The following is a 16387-nucleotide window of genomic DNA, read 5'->3' as shown; positions in this document are numbered from 1 at the left end:
CGGTCGCCGCGCCGTCGGCGCCAGTGCCGACCAAGCCTGTGGCGAGGCTTTTTGCGGTCACGGCGGCCCTTTCGATCGGCGAGATTAGTGGCCGAGATTACCAGCGTGACGAAAATCTTAACTTTTCGTGGGTATTTGACTCAGCACATCATCGGTCAATCGCCGGTAGCTTTGAAGTATCCACCGCGCCAATTCGGTGTGGGAAAGGAGCGCAACATGGGTGGCTCAGAGCGTTCTGAATCATTCGGTACCCCCCGCGAGTCAGGCATGTCCCCCGGCGATGCTGCCGAATTAGAAGAATTGCGCCGCGAGGCAGCGTTGCTGCGCGAGCAACTCGAGCACGCAGCCGGGGCGCAGGGCGGCACCCGCTCGGCGCGCGACGTGCATCAGCTCGAAGCCCGGATCGATTCTCTGGCGGCCCGTAACTCGAAGTTGATGGAGACGCTCAAAGAGGCGCGGCAGCAACTGCTGGCGTTGCGTGAGGAAGTCGATCGGCTCGGGCAGCCGCCGAGTGGCTACGGCGTCTTGCTGGGCTCGCACGACGACGAAACCGTCGACGTGTTCACCTCGGGTCGCAAGATGCGCCTGACCTGCTCGCCGAACATCGACGTGGCGTCGCTGCGGAAGGGCCAGACGGTTCGCCTCAACGAGGCGCTGACCGTCGTCGAGGCCGGCACGTTCGAATCCGTCGGCGAGATCTCCACGCTGCGCGAACTTCTTGCCGACGGGCACCGGGCGCTGGTCGTCGGGCACGCCGACGAGGAACGCATCGTCTGGCTGGCCGAGCCGCTGGTCGCCGAGGACCTGCCGGAGGGTCACCCCGACGCGCTCAACGACGACAGCAGGCCGCGCAAGCTGCGGCCGGGCGACTCGTTGCTGGTCGACACGAAGGCGGGCTACGCGTTCGAGCGCATTCCCAAGGCCGAGGTCGAAGACCTGGTGCTGGAAGAGGTGCCCGACGTCAGCTACTCCGACATCGGTGGTCTGACGCGTCAGATCGAGCAGATCCGCGACGCCGTGGAGCTGCCGTTCCTGCACAAGGAGCTGTACCGGGAGTACGCGCTGCGCCCGCCCAAGGGTGTGCTGCTCTACGGCCCGCCCGGCTGCGGGAAGACGTTGATCGCCAAGGCGGTGGCGAATTCGCTGGCCAAGAAGATGGCCGAGGTCCGTGGCGACGACGCGCGCGAGGCGAAGTCCTACTTCCTCAACATCAAGGGCCCCGAGCTGCTGAACAAGTTCGTCGGTGAGACCGAACGTCACATCCGGCTGATCTTCCAGCGGGCACGGGAGAAGGCGTCCGAAGGAACGCCGGTGATCGTGTTCTTCGACGAGATGGACTCGATCTTCCGCACCCGCGGCACCGGGGTCTCCTCGGACGTCGAGACCACCGTCGTCCCGCAGCTGCTGAGCGAGATCGACGGCGTCGAGGGCCTCGAGAACGTCATCGTGATCGGCGCCTCCAACCGTGAGGACATGATCGACCCGGCGATCCTGCGGCCCGGCCGTCTCGACGTGAAGATCAAGATCGAGCGGCCCGATGCCGAAGCGGCGCAAGACATCTTCTCGAAGTACCTGGTCGAGTCGCTGCCGCTGCACGCCGACGACCTCGCCGAGTTCGGGGGAGACCGCACCGCGTGCATCAAGGCGATGATCGAGAAGGTCGTTGAGCGGATGTACGCCGAGATCGACGACAACCGGTTCCTGGAGGTCACCTACGCCAACGGCGACAAGGAAGTCATGTATTTCAAGGACTTCAACTCCGGGGCGATGATCCAGAACGTGGTCGACCGGGCGAAGAAGAACGCGATCAAGTCGGTGCTGGAGACCGGGCAACCGGGTCTGCGCATTCAGCATCTGCTCGACTCGATCGTCGACGAGTTCGCCGAGAACGAGGACCTGCCCAACACCACCAACCCCGATGACTGGGCGCGGATTTCGGGCAAGAAGGGCGAGCGGATCGTCTACATCCGCACCCTGGTCACCGGGAAGAGTTCGAGCGCGTCGCGGGCCATCGACACCGAATCGAACCTCGGCCAGTACCTGTAGGCCTGCAAGCCGCGCCGACACTCAAACCAGGCGCACCACGCGCCCGTGGCTTGAGTGTCGGCGCGGTGCCGTGTGAGATCAGCCCGTCACCAGCGAATAGCTGTTGGTGAGGTTGTCCTGCAACACCTGGGCCGCCCTGGTCCTCGTGTCCACGCGCAGCTCGTCGGTGAGCACCCGCGGCTGGTAGGTCCAACCCGCCGGCAGGTCGAGCCGGTCGGCCAGTCGCGGCAGGTCCGCCCGGGTCAGGCTGGGGTCGGCGACCTGGCTCAAGGTCTGCATCACCCAATGCTGGCCCTGCGGATCGATGAGTTCGTAGATCTGTTCGCCGGCGTTGAAGACGAACACCGTGTGCCGGTTGACCTTGTTGGGGATGTAAGGCGCCGGATTCATCGACGACAGCAGGACCGTGGCCTGCTGGATCATTTCGATCCCGCCGAAGGTCTTCGTCACCTGCGGGCCCTGGGCGTCCTTTTCGATCGCGTTCATCAGCCAGTACCGGGGACCGTTGAGCAGGGCCGCGGCCACACCGTTTTCGGCGGCGATGGCGTGCGGGTCGAGCGCGGACCACAGCTCGGCCGGGCAGTCGTTGAGCGGGAAGCTGTTGTAGACCGTTGCCTGCGGGCCGGCCTCGCCGGCGGTTACCAGGAGCACTTCGCCGTAGCGTTTTCCCGCCAGGTCGCGTGCGTGTTTACCGACGTGGTCGGATTGGGGGGCGGACACACGGTGAAGCTAGTCACTACCGCCGGTGCCGTCAACAGTGCGCGCGGACAGCGCGACGGCGCCCCGGTAGCGGTTGCGCGCGATCAAGGTGGTGTGCAAGTCCTCGATCAGTGGGTCGAGGAAGGCGGAGCGGTATTCGGCGTCGCCCGCCGCGCGGGCGCTGATGTACATGAAGGTCAGCGCGCCGAGGAAAAGGCTCATGTGCACCAGCGAATCCGGAACCGGCAGCGTGAATCCCAACACCGTCGCGGTGCTCTTGTAGGTGTGGGTCCATTCGTTGAGCAACTCGGGGCTCAGCACGATCAGGCCCAGGATCAGGTAGATCGCGGCGGTGACCACCGCCACCACCAGGATCTGCGCCAGCTGGGACGCGACCAGGACGAAGACGACGTTGAGGCGCTCGGCCTTTTTCAGCGGTGGGCAATCCGGGGCGGCCGGCATGGCCGCGAACGGCGTGCCGGCGAGGTGCTCGGTCTCTTCGGGCAGGGACGTCGACCTCAGCATCGGGCGGACCCGCTCCACGGTGGCGGACACGACGAACACCGCGGCGATGGACATCAGGAATGCCATGGCCAGCCCCAGCCGGTTTCCGCTGATCGTCGCCGCCATCAGCCAGACGTAAGTGTTGAAGAACACCAACGCGGTCAGCAGCACGACCGGCAACGCCCGGACCGCAAGCGCGCCCACCATGGCGAAATGCGACAGCATCATTCGCACCGCCCAGCCGACCACCGACCCGACGCCGAAGCCGGTCAGAACCAGCACGACGGCGACCACGACGGCCTCCTGCTGCAGGTCCGCGACGTCCGCCGTCGTCAGGCCCACGCACGCCACCAGCAGAACCGACGCGGCCGCTATTGCCGCGCGGACCCGGCCGTTTCGTGACCGGGACACCAGCCAGCCCACGACGGCCATCAGCGGGAGGGCGAGGCCGACGATCACCAGCACGGCCAGCTCGGAAGTCGTTGGCGCGCCGGTGATCTCGACGTCGTGGCCGCCGGTGATCAGATACACCGGCAGGATGCAGGCCTGCAGCGTCGCGTACGCCGCCAGCATGGGCGCCGAACGTGGCCAGAGTCGTCGCCACCGCGCCCTCCTGGTCAGCACCGACGGCAAACCCCGCGCCAGGAACCAGCTTTCGGCCGCACCGCTCGCCGAACCCCGTCGGCGCTGCGCCCGGCGCAGAGTGAGGTCCATGCCGGCTCACCCTACGGCGGCCGAGTCGCCCGCGCCGGTCGTTCAGCGACTACAGATCTTCGTTGTTGCCCGCCCCGTCGCGCGGGGCGCATCGTCGGCGGGCCTAGCCCGATTGCCCGCCTTCTCAGCGCCCCGCCGCGCGGGGCGCATCGTCGGCGGGCCTAGCCCGATTGCCCGCCTTCTCAACGCCCCGCCGCGCGGGGCGCATCGTCGGCGGGCCTACGCTTAGGTGATGCAACGGATTATCGGGACGGAGGTCGAGTACGGCATTTCATCACCGTCGGACCCGACGGCCAACCCGATCCTCACCTCGACCCAGGCGGTCCTGGCCTATGCCGCCGCCGCCGGCATCCAGCGCGCGAAGCGCACCCGCTGGGACTACGAGGTGGAATCACCGCTTCGGGACGCCCGCGGTTTCGATCTGAGCCGCTCGGCCGGCCCGCCACCGGTGGTCGACGCCGACGAGGTCGGCGCGGCCAACATGATCTTGACCAACGGGGCGCGGCTCTACGTCGACCATGCCCACCCCGAATACTCGGCGCCCGAGTGCACCGACCCGCTGGACGCGGTCATCTGGGACAAGGCCGGCGAGCGGGTGATGGAGGCCGCGGCCAGGCACGTCGCCAGCGTCCCCGGGGCCGCCAAGCTGCAGCTGTACAAGAACAACGTCGACGGCAAGGGCGCCTCCTACGGCGCGCACGAGAACTACCTGATGTCGCGGCAGACGCCGTTTTCGTCGATCATCGCGGGCCTGACCCCTTTTCTGGTGTCCCGGCAGGTGGTGACCGGCTCGGGCCGGGTCGGTATCGGACCGTCCGGTGACGAGCCCGGGTTCCAGCTGTCCCAGCGTTCCGACTACATCGAGGTCGAGGTCGGCCTGGAGACCACGCTCAAGCGCGGCATCATCAACACCCGCGACGAGCCGCACGCCGACGCCGACCGGTACCGCCGGCTGCACGTCATCATCGGCGACGCCAACCTCGCCGAGACGTCGACCTACCTGAAACTGGGCACCACGGCGCTCGTGCTCGACCTGATCGAAGTCGGCCCGGAACACGGGATCGACCTGAGCGACCTGGTACTGGCCCGGCCGGTGCATGCGGTCCATGCGATCAGCCGAGACCCGTCGCTGCGGGCCGTCGTCGCCCTGGCCGATGGCCGCGAATTGACGGGGCTTGCCTTGCAACGGATTTACCTGGATCGGGTGGCCAAGCTGGTCGACAGCCGCGACCCCGATCCGCGCGCGGCCGACATCGTGGAGACCTGGGCGCACGTGCTCGACCAACTCGAGCGCGACCCGATGGAATGCGCCGAGGTGCTCGACTGGCCCGCCAAGCTGCGACTCCTCGAAGGATTCCGGCAGCGGGAGAATCTGAGCTGGTCGGCGCCGCGCCTGCACCTGGTCGACCTGCAGTATTCCGATGTCCGGCTGGACAAGGGTCTGTACAACCGGCTGGTCGCGCGCGGTTCGATGAAGCGTCTGGTCACCGAACACCAGGTGCTGGAGGCGGTCGACAACCCGCCGACCGACACGCGCGCCTATTTCCGCGGGGAATGCCTGCGCAGGTTCGGCGCCGACATCGCCGCGGCCAGCTGGGACTCGGTGATCTTCGACCTGGGCGGCGATTCGCTGGTGCGCATTCCGACGCTGGAGCCGCTGCGCGGCAGCAAGGCGCACGTCGGAGCGCTGCTGGACTCGGTGGACAGCGCCGCCGAACTGGTGGAACAACTCACCAGCTAGCCCGGTTAGACCGGGGAACGTCGGGGTTGACCGGTAGGGTAGAGAAGTACCAGCGGGCAGCGTGGCTCTCAGGAACCAGGCAAGCCGCTGAACAAGTTCAGATGAAGCAGGAGGCCGGCGATGGCTCAAGAGCAGACCAAGCGTGGCGGTGGTGGCGGCGACGACGACGACTTCGCCGACAGCACGGCCGCGGGCCAGGAGCGCCGCGAGAAGCTAGCCGAGGACACCGACGACCTGCTCGACGAGATCGACGACGTCCTCGAAGAGAACGCCGAAGACTTCGTCCGGGCATACGTCCAAAAGGGCGGACAGTGACCTGGCCCTTCTCCGATCGCCTGTCTACTAACCCCGCACTCCCGGCAAATCCCGCCGTAGACCTGTCATCGTTTGCTGACTTTCTGCGCCGCCAGGCGCCGGAGCTCTTGCCGGCGAGCCTCGGCGGCGGCGCCCAGGCGGGTGGGGCCGGCTCGCAGCTGCCGCACGGCACCACCATCGTCGCGCTGAAATATCCGGGCGGCGTAGTGATCGCCGGGGACCGGCGCTCGACCCAGGGCAACATGATCGCCGGGCGCGACGTGAAGAAGGTGTACGTCACCGACGACTACACCGCTACGGGCATCGCGGGGACCGCGGCCATCGCCGTCGAGTTCGCGCGCCTGTACGCGGTGGAACTCGAGCACTACGAGAAGCTCGAGGGCGTGCCGCTGACGTTTGCCGGCAAGGTGAACCGGCTGGCGATCATGGTGCGCGGAAACCTGGCCGCCGCGATGCAGGGGCTGGTGGCCCTGCCGCTGTTGGCGGGCTACGACATGGCCGCACCCGACCCCGAGGGCGCCGGCCGGATCGTCTCGTTCGACGCCGCAGGCGGCTGGAACATCGAGGAAGAGGGCTACCAGTCGGTGGGTTCGGGGTCGATCTTCGCCAAGTCGTCGATGAAGAAGCTGTATTCGAGGGTCGTCGATGCCGATTCCGCGGTGCGGGTGGCGGTCGAGGCGCTGTACGACGCCGCCGACGACGATTCGGCCACCGGCGGCCCCGACCTGGTCCGCGGTATCTACCCCACTGCGGTCACCATCGGCGCCGAGGGGGCGGCCGAGGTGCCCGAGAGCCGGATCGCCGAATTGGCCCGCGAGGTCATCCAAAGTCGTTCGCGCGCAGACACGTTCGGCCCAGACGGCGGTGAGAAGTGAGCTTCCCGTATTTCATCTCGCCCGAGCAGGCGATGCGCGAGCGCAGCGAGCTCGCACGCAAGGGCATCGCCCGGGGCAAGAGCGTGGTGGCGCTGGTCTACGCCGGTGGTGTGCTCTTTGTCGCGGAGAACCCGTCGCGCTCCCTGCAGAAGATCAGCGAACTCTACGATCGCGTGGGCTTCGCGGCCGCCGGCAAGTTCAACGAGTTCGACAACCTGCGCCGCGGCGGAATCCAGTTCGCCGACACCCGCGGTTACGCCTATGACCGCCGCGACGTCACGGGGCGCCAGCTGGCCAACGTCTACGCGCAGACGCTGGGGACCATCTTCACCGAGCAGGCCAAGCCCTACGAGGTCGAGCTGTGCGTTGCTGAGGTGGCGCATTACGGCGAATCGAAACCTCCTGAGCTGTACCGGATCACCTACGACGGCTCGATCGCCGACGAGCCGCATTACGTGGTGATGGGCGGTACCACCGAGCCGATCACCACCGCGCTCAAGGAGTCCTACGCCGAAAACGCCGACCTGCGCGACGCGACACAGATCGCCGTGAGGGCGTTGCGGGCCGGCAGCGCCGACGGATCCAGCGGGGATCAACCCTCGCCGGACGTGGGCAGCCTGGAGGTCGCCATCCTCGACGTCAGTCGGCCGCGGCGGGCGTTCCGGCGGATCAACCGCGCCACCCTGGAAAGCCTGCTGCACGAGGGGGATTCGAAGCAGCCGGAAACCAACGGCGAAGGGCCGGATTCCAACGGCGATTCCGCGGGCTGAATCGGGCCGCATCGGCCCGGCCGGTGGCGTTCGCTCAGGGCGAAACACGCGGCTCGGTACCACGAGGCCGGCGTTGCTGGCAACCCGTCGCGACGGCTGAGACGCGGCGCCGCGAAACTCGTCGGGAGCCGTAGGCGCGGCTTCCGCACCGTCCCGGTCGCAGAACCAGTACCCTCGATTACGTGCAGCGGCGAATTATGGGCATCGAGACCGAGTTCGGTGTCACCTGCACCTTCCACGGCCATCGGCGCCTGTCTCCGGACGAGGTAGCCCGTTATCTCTTCCGGCGCGTCGTGTCCTGGGGGCGCAGCTCCAACGTTTTCCTGCGTAACGGCGCCCGCCTCTACCTCGACGTGGGCAGCCACCCCGAGTACGCGACGGCCGAGTGCGACAACCTGGTGCAGCTGGTCACCCACGACCGCGCCGGCGAATGGGTGCTGGAAGACCTGCTCATCGACGCCGAACAGCGGCTCGCCGACGAGGGCATCGGCGGCGACATCTACCTGTTCAAGAACAACACCGATTCGGCGGGCAACTCCTACGGCTGCCACGAGAACTACCTGATCGTGCGCGCCGGTGAGTTCTCCCGGATCTCCGACGTGCTGCTGCCGTTCCTGGTCACCCGCCAGCTGATCTGCGGGGCGGGCAAGGTGCTGCAGACCCCCAAGGCGGCGACGTTCTGCCTGTCGCAACGTGCCGAGCACATCTGGGAAGGCGTCTCGTCGGCGACCACCCGCAGCCGGCCGATCATCAACACCCGCGACGAGCCGCACGCCGACGCCGAGAAGTACCGGCGGCTGCACGTGATCGTCGGCGACTCCAACATGTGCGAGACCACCACCATGCTCAAGGTGGGCACCGCGGCACTTGTCCTGGAGATGATCGAGGCCGGGGTTCCCTTCCGCGACTTCTCCCTGGACAACCCTATCCGGGCCATCCGCGAGGTCAGCCACGACATCACCGGCCGGCGGCCCGTCCGGCTCGCCGGCGGCCGACAGGCCAGCGCGCTGGACATTCAGCGCGAGTACTACACCCGCGCCGTCGAACACCTGCAGACCCGGGAACCCAACGCCCAGATCGAGCAGGTGGTCGACCTCTGGGGGCGTCAGCTCGACGCCGTCGAGAGCCAGGACTTCGCCAAGGTCGACACCGAGATCGACTGGGTGATCAAGCGCAAGCTGTTCCAGCGCTACCAGGACCGCTACAACATGGAGCTGTCCGACCCGAAGATCGCCCAGCTGGACCTGGCGTACCACGACATCAAGCGCGGGCGCGGCGTGTTCGACCTGCTGCAGCGCAAGGGCCTTGCGGCACGTGTCACCACCGACGAGGAGATCGCCGAGGCGGTCGACACCCCGCCGCAGACCACCCGCGCCCGGCTGCGCGGTGAGTTCATCAGCGCCGCCCAGGCCGCGGGTCGCGACTTCACCGTGGACTGGGTCCACCTCAAGCTCAACGACCAGGCCCAGCGCACCGTGCTGTGCAAAGACCCCTTCCGCGCGGTGGACGAGCGGGTCAAGCGGCTGATCGCCAGCATGTAGCTCGCCCCGCTCGTCGTCGGCCGCATCAGTCACACCAGCCTCGCCGGTAGGCCATGTTCCCGCGGAAATGTGATAGCGCGGGCGCTATCAACTTCGCCGAGGCGGTACCGCCCGTCGACTCGTGACCGATGTGGCCGTTGTGAATGCTGCGACGCGCGAACCGGTGCAGGCGCGGAGCGGGCCCCGGCTATAACCTGGTGTGAATGGCGACCTCCAAAGTCGAGCGGTTGGTCAATCTCGTCATCGCCCTGCTGTCCACGCGCGGCTACATCAGCGCGGAGAAGATCAGGTCCAGCGTGGCCGGTTACGCCGACAGCCCCAGCGCCGAGGCGTTCTCCCGCATGTTCGAGCGCGACAAGAACGAGCTGCGCGATCTGGGCATTCCGCTCGAAGTCGGCCGGGCGTCGGCGTTTGATCCCACCGAGGGTTACCGAATCAACCGCGACGCCTATTCGCTGCCGGCCGTGGAGCTCACTTCCGACGAGGCGGCCGCGGTCGCGGTCGCGACGCAGCTGTGGGAATCGCCCGAACTCATCACCGCGACCCAGGGCGCCCTGCTCAAACTGCGCGCCGCCGGGGTGGACGTCGATCCCGACGCCCCGGTGGCCATCGCCTCGCCGGCCGGCGTGCCCGGCCTGCGCGGGTCGGAAGAGGTTCTCGGAATCCTGTTGTCCGCCATCGATTCCCGACAGGCGGTGCAGTTCCTGCACCGCCCGTCGCGGGCCGAGCCCTACAGCATGCGCACGGTGGAGCCGTGGGGCGTCGTCACCCAGAAGGGACGCTGGTATCTCGTGGGCCACGACCGCGACCGCGACGCCACCCGCACCTTCCGGCTCTCGCGGATCGGCGCCGAGGTCAAGCCGATCGGCCCGCCCGGGGTGGTGGTGGTGCCCGAGGATGTCGACCTGCGCCAGATCGTGGCCCGCACGGTTGCCGAGACCCCCACCGGCGGGCAGGCGCGCGTGTGGGTCGCCGAGGGGCGGGCCACCGCGCTGCGGCGTGCCGGAAGGACCACCGGCGCGCGGCAGCTGGGCGGCCGGGACGGCGAGGTGATCGAACTCGACATCGGCTCCAGCGACCGGCTGGCGCGCGACATCGCCGGCCACGGCGCCGACGCCGTCGTGCTCGAGCCGCAGGCACTGCGCGAGGACGTGCTGACGCGGCTGCGCGCCCACGCCGAACGGGGGGAGCTGGCATGACTGCCGTATCCACCCGCCTGATCCGGCTGCTCAACATGGTGCCGTACTTCCAGGCCAACCCGCGGGTCACCCGGGCCAAGGCGGCCGCCGACCTCGGGGTGTCCGCCAAGCAGCTGGAAGAGGACCTCAACCAGCTGTGGATGTGCGGCTTGCCCGGTTACTTCCCGGGCGATCTGATCGACTTCCAGTTTGCCGGCGACACCATCGAGGTGACGTTTTCCGCCGGCATCGACCGGCCGCTCAAGCTCACGTCGCCGGAGGCCACCGGTCTGCTCGTGGCCCTGCGCGCGCTCGCCGACATTCCCGGTGTCGTCGATCCGGAAGCGGCGCGCAGCGCGATCGCCAAGATCGAGGCGGCGGCGGGCGAGGTGGGGAACGACGCCACCGGCTCGGCGGCGGCCGTCGATGAGCAAGCGCCCGCGGAGACCCGCGCCGCGGCCGCGGTGCGCACTGCGGTGCAGTACAGACGCGCCCTGGCCATCGACTATTACTCCGCGTCGCATGACACCCTGACCAGCCGGATCGTCGACCCCATCCGGGTGCTGCTGATCGGCGGACACAGCTACCTGGAGGCCTGGTCGCGCGAGGCCGAAGGGGTGCGGCTGTTCCGCTTCGACCGGATCGTCGACGGCACCGAGTTGGGTGAGCCGGCGGCCCCGCCCGAACTGGCCATGCAGGCACCGCCGGATACGTCGCTGTTCGACGGCGACCCGGCACTGCCGTCGGCCAAGCTCCTGGTCGCGCCCTCGGCGTCGTGGATGTTCGAGTACTACCCGATGCGCGAGGTGCGGGAGCTGGCGGACGGATCCTGTGAAGCGGTGATGACCTACGCCTCCGAGGACTGGATGACGCGCCTGGTGCTGGGCTTCGGGTCGGCCGTGCGGGTGCTTGAACCGGAGTCGCTGGCACGACGTGTACGGGATGCCGCCGCGGCGGCGTGTGAGTCCTATCAGGCGCTTGCCCCGTAGGCCACGGCGCGGGCGGCCCGGTGTATCGCCGCGCTGCGGTAGCATCGGGTAGACGTCTGGAGGTAATCAAAGTGGGCAGTCTTAGTCCGTGGCACTGGGCGATCCTCGCGGTGGTGGTGATCCTGCTTTTTGGTGCCAAGAAGCTCCCCGATGCAGCACGTTCGTTGGGCAAGTCGATGCGCATCTTCAAGTCCGAGCTGCGCGAAATGCAGAGCGAGAACAAAGCGGAGCCGTCGGCGCTGGACGCCAACAGCGCGCCTCCCGCCGCGAACCCCACTCCCGTGCAGTCGCAGCGGGTCGACGCCCCGGCGACGGCGCCCGAGCAGGGGCACTCCGAAGCTCGCCCGGCGTAGCCGGTCATCATTGTCGCGGTGCCCGAACGCCACTGAACGAGCGTCGTGAAATTTCTCAAGGTTTCAGCGCGCACTGCCGGCGTGCTGAGGCGCCTCAACCCGCGTAACCGGCGCAGTCGCACCAATCCCGACGCGACGATGTCGCTCGTCGACCACCTGACCGAGCTGCGCACCCGGTTGCTGCTGTCGCTGGCCGCCGTCCTGGTGACCACGATTTTCGGGTTCGTCTGGTACTCGCATTCGATCTTCGGCCTGGAAAGCCTCGGCGAGTGGCTGCGCCATCCCTACTGTTCGCTACCCCAATCCGCGCGCGCCAGCATCAGCGCCGACGGTCAATGCCGGCTGCTGGCCACGGCGCCGTTCGACCAGTTCATGTTGCGGCTCAAGGTCGGGCTGACGGCCGGGGTCGTGCTGGCCTGCCCGGTGTGGTTCTACGAGCTGTGGGCGTTCATCACGCCGGGGCTGTACCAGAAGGAGCGGCGCTTCGCGGTCGGATTCGTCGTGCCCGCGGCGGTGCTGTTCGTCACGGGCGCGGTGCTGGCTTACTTCGTGCTGGCCAAGGCGCTGGGCTTCCTGCTGACCGTGGGCAGCGACGTGCAGGTGACCGCGCTGTCCGGGGACCGGTACTTCGGGTTCCTGATCAACCTGCTGGTGGTGTTCGGGGTCAGCTTCGAGTTCCCGTTGCTGATCGTCATGCTCAACATGACGGGTGTGCTGCCCTACGAGCGGCTCAAGTCCTGGCGGCGTGGCCTGATTTTCGCGATGTTCGTGTTCGCGGCCGTCTTCACCCCCGGTTCCGATCCGTTTTCGATGACCGCGCTGGGTCTGGCGCTCTCGGTGCTCCTCGAGTTCGCCATCCAGATCGCGCGCCTGCACGACCGGCGCAAGGCCAAACGCGAAGCCCAGGCCGTTATCCCCGACGACCAGGCATCGGTCATCGAGCGGCCCGCACCCGTACATGAGTCGGTCCCGGAGCCGTCGTTCACCGCCGGCCAGCATGACGATGTCACCTGAGCCGTCGGTGCCGAAGGATGTGGCAGAGCTCGTCGAGCTGACTCGCTTCACCGCGGAATTGCCTTTCGCGCTGGACGGCTTCCAGCAGCGGGCGTGCGCGGCGCTGGAACGAGGGCACGGTGTGCTGGTGTGTGCGCCGACCGGCGCCGGCAAGACGGTGGTGGGTGAATTCGCCGTGCATCTGGCGCTGGCCGCCGGGGGCAAGTGCTTCTACACCACGCCGCTGAAGGCACTGAGCAACCAGAAGCACACCGACCTGACCGCGCGCTACGGTCGCGACCGGATCGGCCTGCTGACCGGTGACATGTCGGTGAATGCCGACGCTCCCGTGGTGGTGATGACCACCGAGGTGCTGCGCAACATGCTCTACGCGGATTCACCTGCGCTGCAAGGGCTTTCCCACGTGGTGATGGACGAGGTGCATTTCCTGGCCGACCGGATGCGCGGCCCGGTATGGGAGGAAGTGATCCTGCACCTGCCCGACGAGGTGCGGGTGGTCAGCCTGTCCGCGACGGTGAGCAACGCCGAGGAATTCGGTGGGTGGATCCAGACGGTGCGGGGCGATACGACGGTGGTGGTCGACGAGCACCGCCCGGTGCCGTTGTGGCAGCACGTGTTGGTGGGCAAGCGGCTCTTCGACCTGTTCGACTATCGGAACTCCGACGCCGGCGAGCAGGCGGGCGCCGGCCGCGAGTCGCGTGTCAGCCCGGATCTGGTGCGCCACATCGCGCACCGCCGTGAGGCGGACCGGATGTCGGACTGGCGAAGCCCCCGCCGCGAGCCGGGAAGGCGTGGTGCCGGCCGCGGCGCCCCCGGCCGGCCGCGCTTCTACCGACCGCCCGCGCGGCCGGACGTGATCGCGACGCTGGACTCCGAGGGGCTGCTGCCTGCGATCACGTTCGTGTTCTCCCGCGCCGGCTGCGACGCCGCCGTCCAGCAGTGCCTGCGCTCGCCGCTTCGCCTGACCACCGAGGAGGAACGGGCGCAGATCGCCGAGGTGATCGACCACCGGTGCGGCGATCTGGCCGACGGTGACCTGGCGGTGCTGGGCTACTACGAGTGGCGCGACGGGCTGCTACGCGGCCTGGCGGCCCACCACGCCGGGATGTTGCCCGTGTTCCGGCACACGGTCGAGGAACTGTTCACCGCCGGGCTGGTCAAGGCGGTGTTCGCCACCGAGACCTTGGCGCTCGGCATCAACATGCCCGCCCGGACGGTGGTGCTCGAAAGGCTGGTGAAGTTCAACGGCGAGCAGCACATGCCGCTGACGCCGGGGGAGTACACGCAGCTGACCGGGCGCGCCGGCAGGCGAGGCATCGACGTCGAGGGCCACGCGGTGGTGCTGTGGAACCCCGCGGAAGAAACCACCGAACCGGCCGCCGTCGCGGGCCTGGCCTCCACCCGCACCTTCCCGCTGCGCAGTTCCTTCGCCCCGTCGTACAACATGACGATCAACCTGGTGCAACAGATGGGGCCCGAGCAGGCGCATCGCCTGCTCGAGCAGTCGTTCGCCCAGTATCAGGCCGACCGCTCCGTCGTCGGCCTGGTCCGCGGTATCGAGCGCGGCAAGGAGATGCTCGCCGAGATCGCCGGTGAGCTGGGCGGCCGGCACGCGCCGATTCTCGACTACGCCCGGATGCGGGCACGCATCTCCGAGCTGGAGCGCGCGCAGTCGCGCGCCTCGCGGCTGCAGCGGCGGCAGGCGGCCAGCGACGCGCTGGCCGCGCTGCGGCGTGGCGACATCATCAACATCACCCACGGCCGGCGCGGTGGGCTGGCGGTGGTGCTGGAATCGGCCCGCGACGGCGACGACCCGCGGCCGTTGGTGCTCACCGAAAACCGCTGGGCGGGGCGGATTTCGACGGCCGACTACTCGGGAGCGTCCGCTCCGGTCGGCTCGATGCCGTTGCCCAAGCGGGTCGAGCACCGCCAGCCGCGGGTCCGGCGTGACCTGGCGTCGGCGCTGCGGTCGGCGGCCGCCGGGCTCGCCATCCCGGCCAGACGCCGCAGCGGCCGCGGCGACCACGACGGCGCGTTCCACGACCCTGAGCTGGAATCCTTGCGCGACGAGCTGCGCCGGCACCCGTCGCACAACACTCCCGGCCTGGAGTCCCAGGTCCGGCAGGCCGAGCGCTACCTGCGCATCGAACGCGACAACGCCCAACTGGAGAAAAAGGTTGCCGCCGCGACCAATTCGCTGGCGCGGACGTTCGACCGGATCGTCGGCCTGCTCACCGAGCGCGGTTTCATCCAGGGCCCGGACACTGATCCCCATGTCACCGACGACGGCCGGCTGCTGGCCCGCATCTACAGCGAGAGCGACCTGCTGGTTGCCGAATGCCTGCGCACCGGCGCGTGGGCCGATCTGCAGCCGCCCGAGTTGGCGGCGGTGGTCTCGGCGGTGCTGTACGAAACAAGGGGCGGTGAAGGCCCGCGGGCGGCGTTCGCCGGCGAGGCGCCCACCCAGCGAGTACGTCAGGCGCTGCAGCAAACATCGCGGCTGTCGTACGCGCTGCGCGCAGACGAGCAGACGCATCGAATCGCGCTCAGCCGGGAACCCGACGACGGGTTCGTCAACGTCATCTATCGCTGGGCGAAAACCGGCGACCTGGCCGCCGCGCTGGCGGCCGTCGACCCGGTCGGCACCGGCTCGCCCCTGTTGGCGGGGGATTTCGTGCGTTGGTGCCGCCAGGTCCTGGACCTGTTGGACCAGGTCCGCAACGCGGCCCCGGACGCGGAGCTGCGGGCTACGGCCAAGCGCGCCATCAATGACGTTCGGCGCGGCGTCGTCGCTGTTGACGCCGGGTAGGCTGAGCCGAAGCTACCGTAGATCCAACAACCACAACGCCGATAGTTCATGCCAAGACATAAGGGGCTGAGGAGAAACGATGAGCGGACCGCAGGGACCGGACCAGCAGTGGCAACCGCCCGGCCAAGGTAGCGATCATTCCTCCGAACCGACCCAGGTCGGTTCGCCCTGGCAGCAGCAGCCGGGCCAGGAGGCGACGTGGCAGGCCCCGGCGTACACGCCGCCCGCCGACTACCCGCAGTACCAACAGCCGGCCGAACAGGCGTACCCGCAGCAATACCCGCAGCAGCCCGGCTACGGGCAGCCCGGCCAGTACGGCCAGCCGGGTCAGTACGGGCAGCCCGGGCAATACGCGCAGCCGGGTCAGTACGGGCAGCCCGGGCAATACGCGCAGCCGGGCCAGTACGGGCAGCCCGGGCAATATGGCCAGCCGGGCCAGTACGGGCAGCCGGGCCAATACCCGCAGCAGTACCAGCCCTACGACCAGCAACCGGCCAAGAAGCGGTCCACGGCGGTGATCCTCGGGGTGGGCGGCGTGATCGCCTTCCTGCTGATCGCGGTCGTGCTGATCCTGGGCTTTTGGCAACCCGGCTTCTTCGTGACCACCAAGCTGGACGTGAACAAGGCGCAGGCCGGCGTGCAGCAGGTGCTGTCGGATGAGACGAACGGCTACGGCGCCAAGAACGTCCAAAACGTCAAGTGCAACCACGGCCAGAATCCGACCGTCAAGAAGGGAGCGACTTTCGACTGCGACGTCAGCATCGACGGCGCGCCGAAGCACGTGACGGTGACCTTCCAGGACAACAAGGGCACCTACGAAGTCGGGCGCCCGCAGTAGT

Annotated in this window: 14 protein-coding genes; 12 read left to right on the top strand and 2 right to left on the bottom strand. The window is 68.3% G+C overall.

Annotation, left to right across the window (positions count from 1 at the left end):
- Positions 1–216 precede the first annotated feature (216 nt).
- Entirely contained in the window at positions 217–2046 is a 1830-nt protein-coding gene (arc, locus tag G6N51_RS05310; RefSeq protein WP_083172758.1) for a proteasome ATPase, read from the top strand.
- Between the two features lie 78 nt (positions 2047–2124).
- Here the strand turns inward: arc and G6N51_RS05305 are convergent, their stop codons facing one another.
- Positions 2125–2766 carry a hypothetical protein gene (locus G6N51_RS05305; protein ID WP_083172702.1) on the bottom strand — a complete coding sequence of 214 codons (642 nt, stop codon included), beginning with the start codon at positions 2764–2766 and terminating at the stop codon, positions 2125–2127.
- Positions 2767–2775: 9 nt separating this feature from the next.
- Complete coding sequence (locus G6N51_RS05300) at positions 2776–3963, bottom strand: hypothetical protein (protein ID WP_142275016.1); 1188 nt, start codon at positions 3961–3963, stop codon at positions 2776–2778.
- A 232-nt stretch (positions 3964–4195) separates the two neighbouring features.
- Here G6N51_RS05300 and dop point away from each other — a divergent pair, with 232 nt between their 5' ends.
- The 11 genes from dop to G6N51_RS05245 all read left to right on the top strand — a co-directional run bounded on the left by dop (position 4196) and on the right by G6N51_RS05245 (position 16386).
- Entirely contained in the window at positions 4196–5704 is a 1509-nt protein-coding gene (dop, locus tag G6N51_RS05295) for a pup deamidase/depupylase (RefSeq protein ID WP_083172701.1), read from the top strand.
- Between the two features lie 120 nt (positions 5705–5824).
- Positions 5825–6019, top strand: coding sequence for a ubiquitin-like protein Pup (locus G6N51_RS05290; protein WP_007170369.1), 195 nt, complete (start codon positions 5825–5827; stop codon positions 6017–6019).
- Complete coding sequence (prcB, locus tag G6N51_RS05285; RefSeq protein ID WP_083172700.1) at positions 6016–6894, top strand: proteasome subunit beta; 879 nt, start codon at positions 6016–6018, stop codon at positions 6892–6894. Before G6N51_RS05290 ends, prcB begins: the two co-directional genes overlap by 4 nt.
- A complete protein-coding gene (prcA, locus tag G6N51_RS05280) occupies positions 6891–7664 on the top strand; it encodes a proteasome subunit alpha (RefSeq protein WP_083172699.1) in 774 nt (257 codons plus the stop codon). Before prcB ends, prcA begins: the two co-directional genes overlap by 4 nt.
- A gap of 182 nt (positions 7665–7846) precedes the next feature.
- Positions 7847–9205, top strand: coding sequence for a Pup--protein ligase (gene pafA, locus G6N51_RS05275; protein WP_142275015.1), 1359 nt, complete (start codon positions 7847–7849; stop codon positions 9203–9205).
- Between the two features lie 203 nt (positions 9206–9408).
- Positions 9409–10404: a helix-turn-helix transcriptional regulator gene (locus G6N51_RS05270; protein WP_083172697.1), complete on the top strand. Its 996-nt coding sequence runs from the start codon at positions 9409–9411 to the stop codon at positions 10402–10404.
- On the top strand, positions 10401–11372 hold the full coding sequence (locus G6N51_RS05265; protein WP_083172696.1) for a helix-turn-helix transcriptional regulator: 972 nt from the start codon (positions 10401–10403) through the stop codon (positions 11370–11372). Before G6N51_RS05270 ends, G6N51_RS05265 begins: the two co-directional genes overlap by 4 nt.
- A 71-nt stretch (positions 11373–11443) precedes the next feature.
- Positions 11444–11725: a Sec-independent protein translocase subunit TatA gene (tatA, locus tag G6N51_RS05260; RefSeq protein ID WP_083172695.1), complete on the top strand. Its 282-nt coding sequence runs from the start codon at positions 11444–11446 to the stop codon at positions 11723–11725.
- A 45-nt stretch (positions 11726–11770) separates the two neighbouring features.
- The gene (gene tatC / locus G6N51_RS05255; RefSeq protein WP_142275014.1) at positions 11771–12739 is read left to right on the top strand and encodes a twin-arginine translocase subunit TatC; all 969 of its coding nucleotides are present in this window, start codon (positions 11771–11773) and stop codon (positions 12737–12739) included.
- 19 nt (positions 12740–12758) lie between these two features.
- Positions 12759–15548, top strand: a complete 2790-nt coding sequence (locus tag G6N51_RS05250) for a DEAD/DEAH box helicase (protein WP_083172756.1) — start codon at positions 12759–12761, stop codon at positions 15546–15548.
- 79 nt (positions 15549–15627) lie between these two features.
- Positions 15628–16386 (top strand): DUF4333 domain-containing protein, encoded by a 759-nt coding sequence (locus tag G6N51_RS05245; protein WP_083172694.1) that lies wholly within the window; start codon positions 15628–15630, stop codon positions 16384–16386.
- The last annotated feature ends 1 nt before the right edge of the window (position 16387 follow it).

The organism is Mycobacterium paraseoulense, assembly GCF_010731655.1.
GTDB lineage: Bacteria > Actinomycetota > Actinomycetes > Mycobacteriales > Mycobacteriaceae > Mycobacterium > Mycobacterium paraseoulense.
The sequence above is the reverse complement of the archived record's forward strand: the minus strand, read 5'-3'. Positions and strand labels throughout refer to the sequence as shown.

Excerpts from the sequence above, each read along its gene's own strand:
- arc (WP_083172758.1), top strand. The coding sequence starts at position 217 with ATGGGTGGCTCAGAGCGTTCTGAATCATTCGGTACCCCCCGCGAGTCA.
- G6N51_RS05300 (WP_142275016.1), bottom strand. The coding sequence starts at position 3,963 with ATGGACCTCACTCTGCGCCGGGCGCAGCGCCGACGGGGTTCGGCGAGC.
- dop (WP_083172701.1), top strand. The coding sequence starts at position 4,196 with ATGCAACGGATTATCGGGACGGAGGTCGAGTACGGCATTTCATCACCG.
- G6N51_RS05290 (WP_007170369.1), top strand. The coding sequence starts at position 5,825 with ATGGCTCAAGAGCAGACCAAGCGTGGCGGTGGTGGCGGCGACGACGAC.
- G6N51_RS05270 (WP_083172697.1), top strand. The coding sequence starts at position 9,409 with ATGGCGACCTCCAAAGTCGAGCGGTTGGTCAATCTCGTCATCGCCCTG.
- G6N51_RS05265 (WP_083172696.1), top strand. The coding sequence starts at position 10,401 with ATGACTGCCGTATCCACCCGCCTGATCCGGCTGCTCAACATGGTGCCG.
- G6N51_RS05245 (WP_083172694.1), top strand. The coding sequence starts at position 15,628 with ATGAGCGGACCGCAGGGACCGGACCAGCAGTGGCAACCGCCCGGCCAA.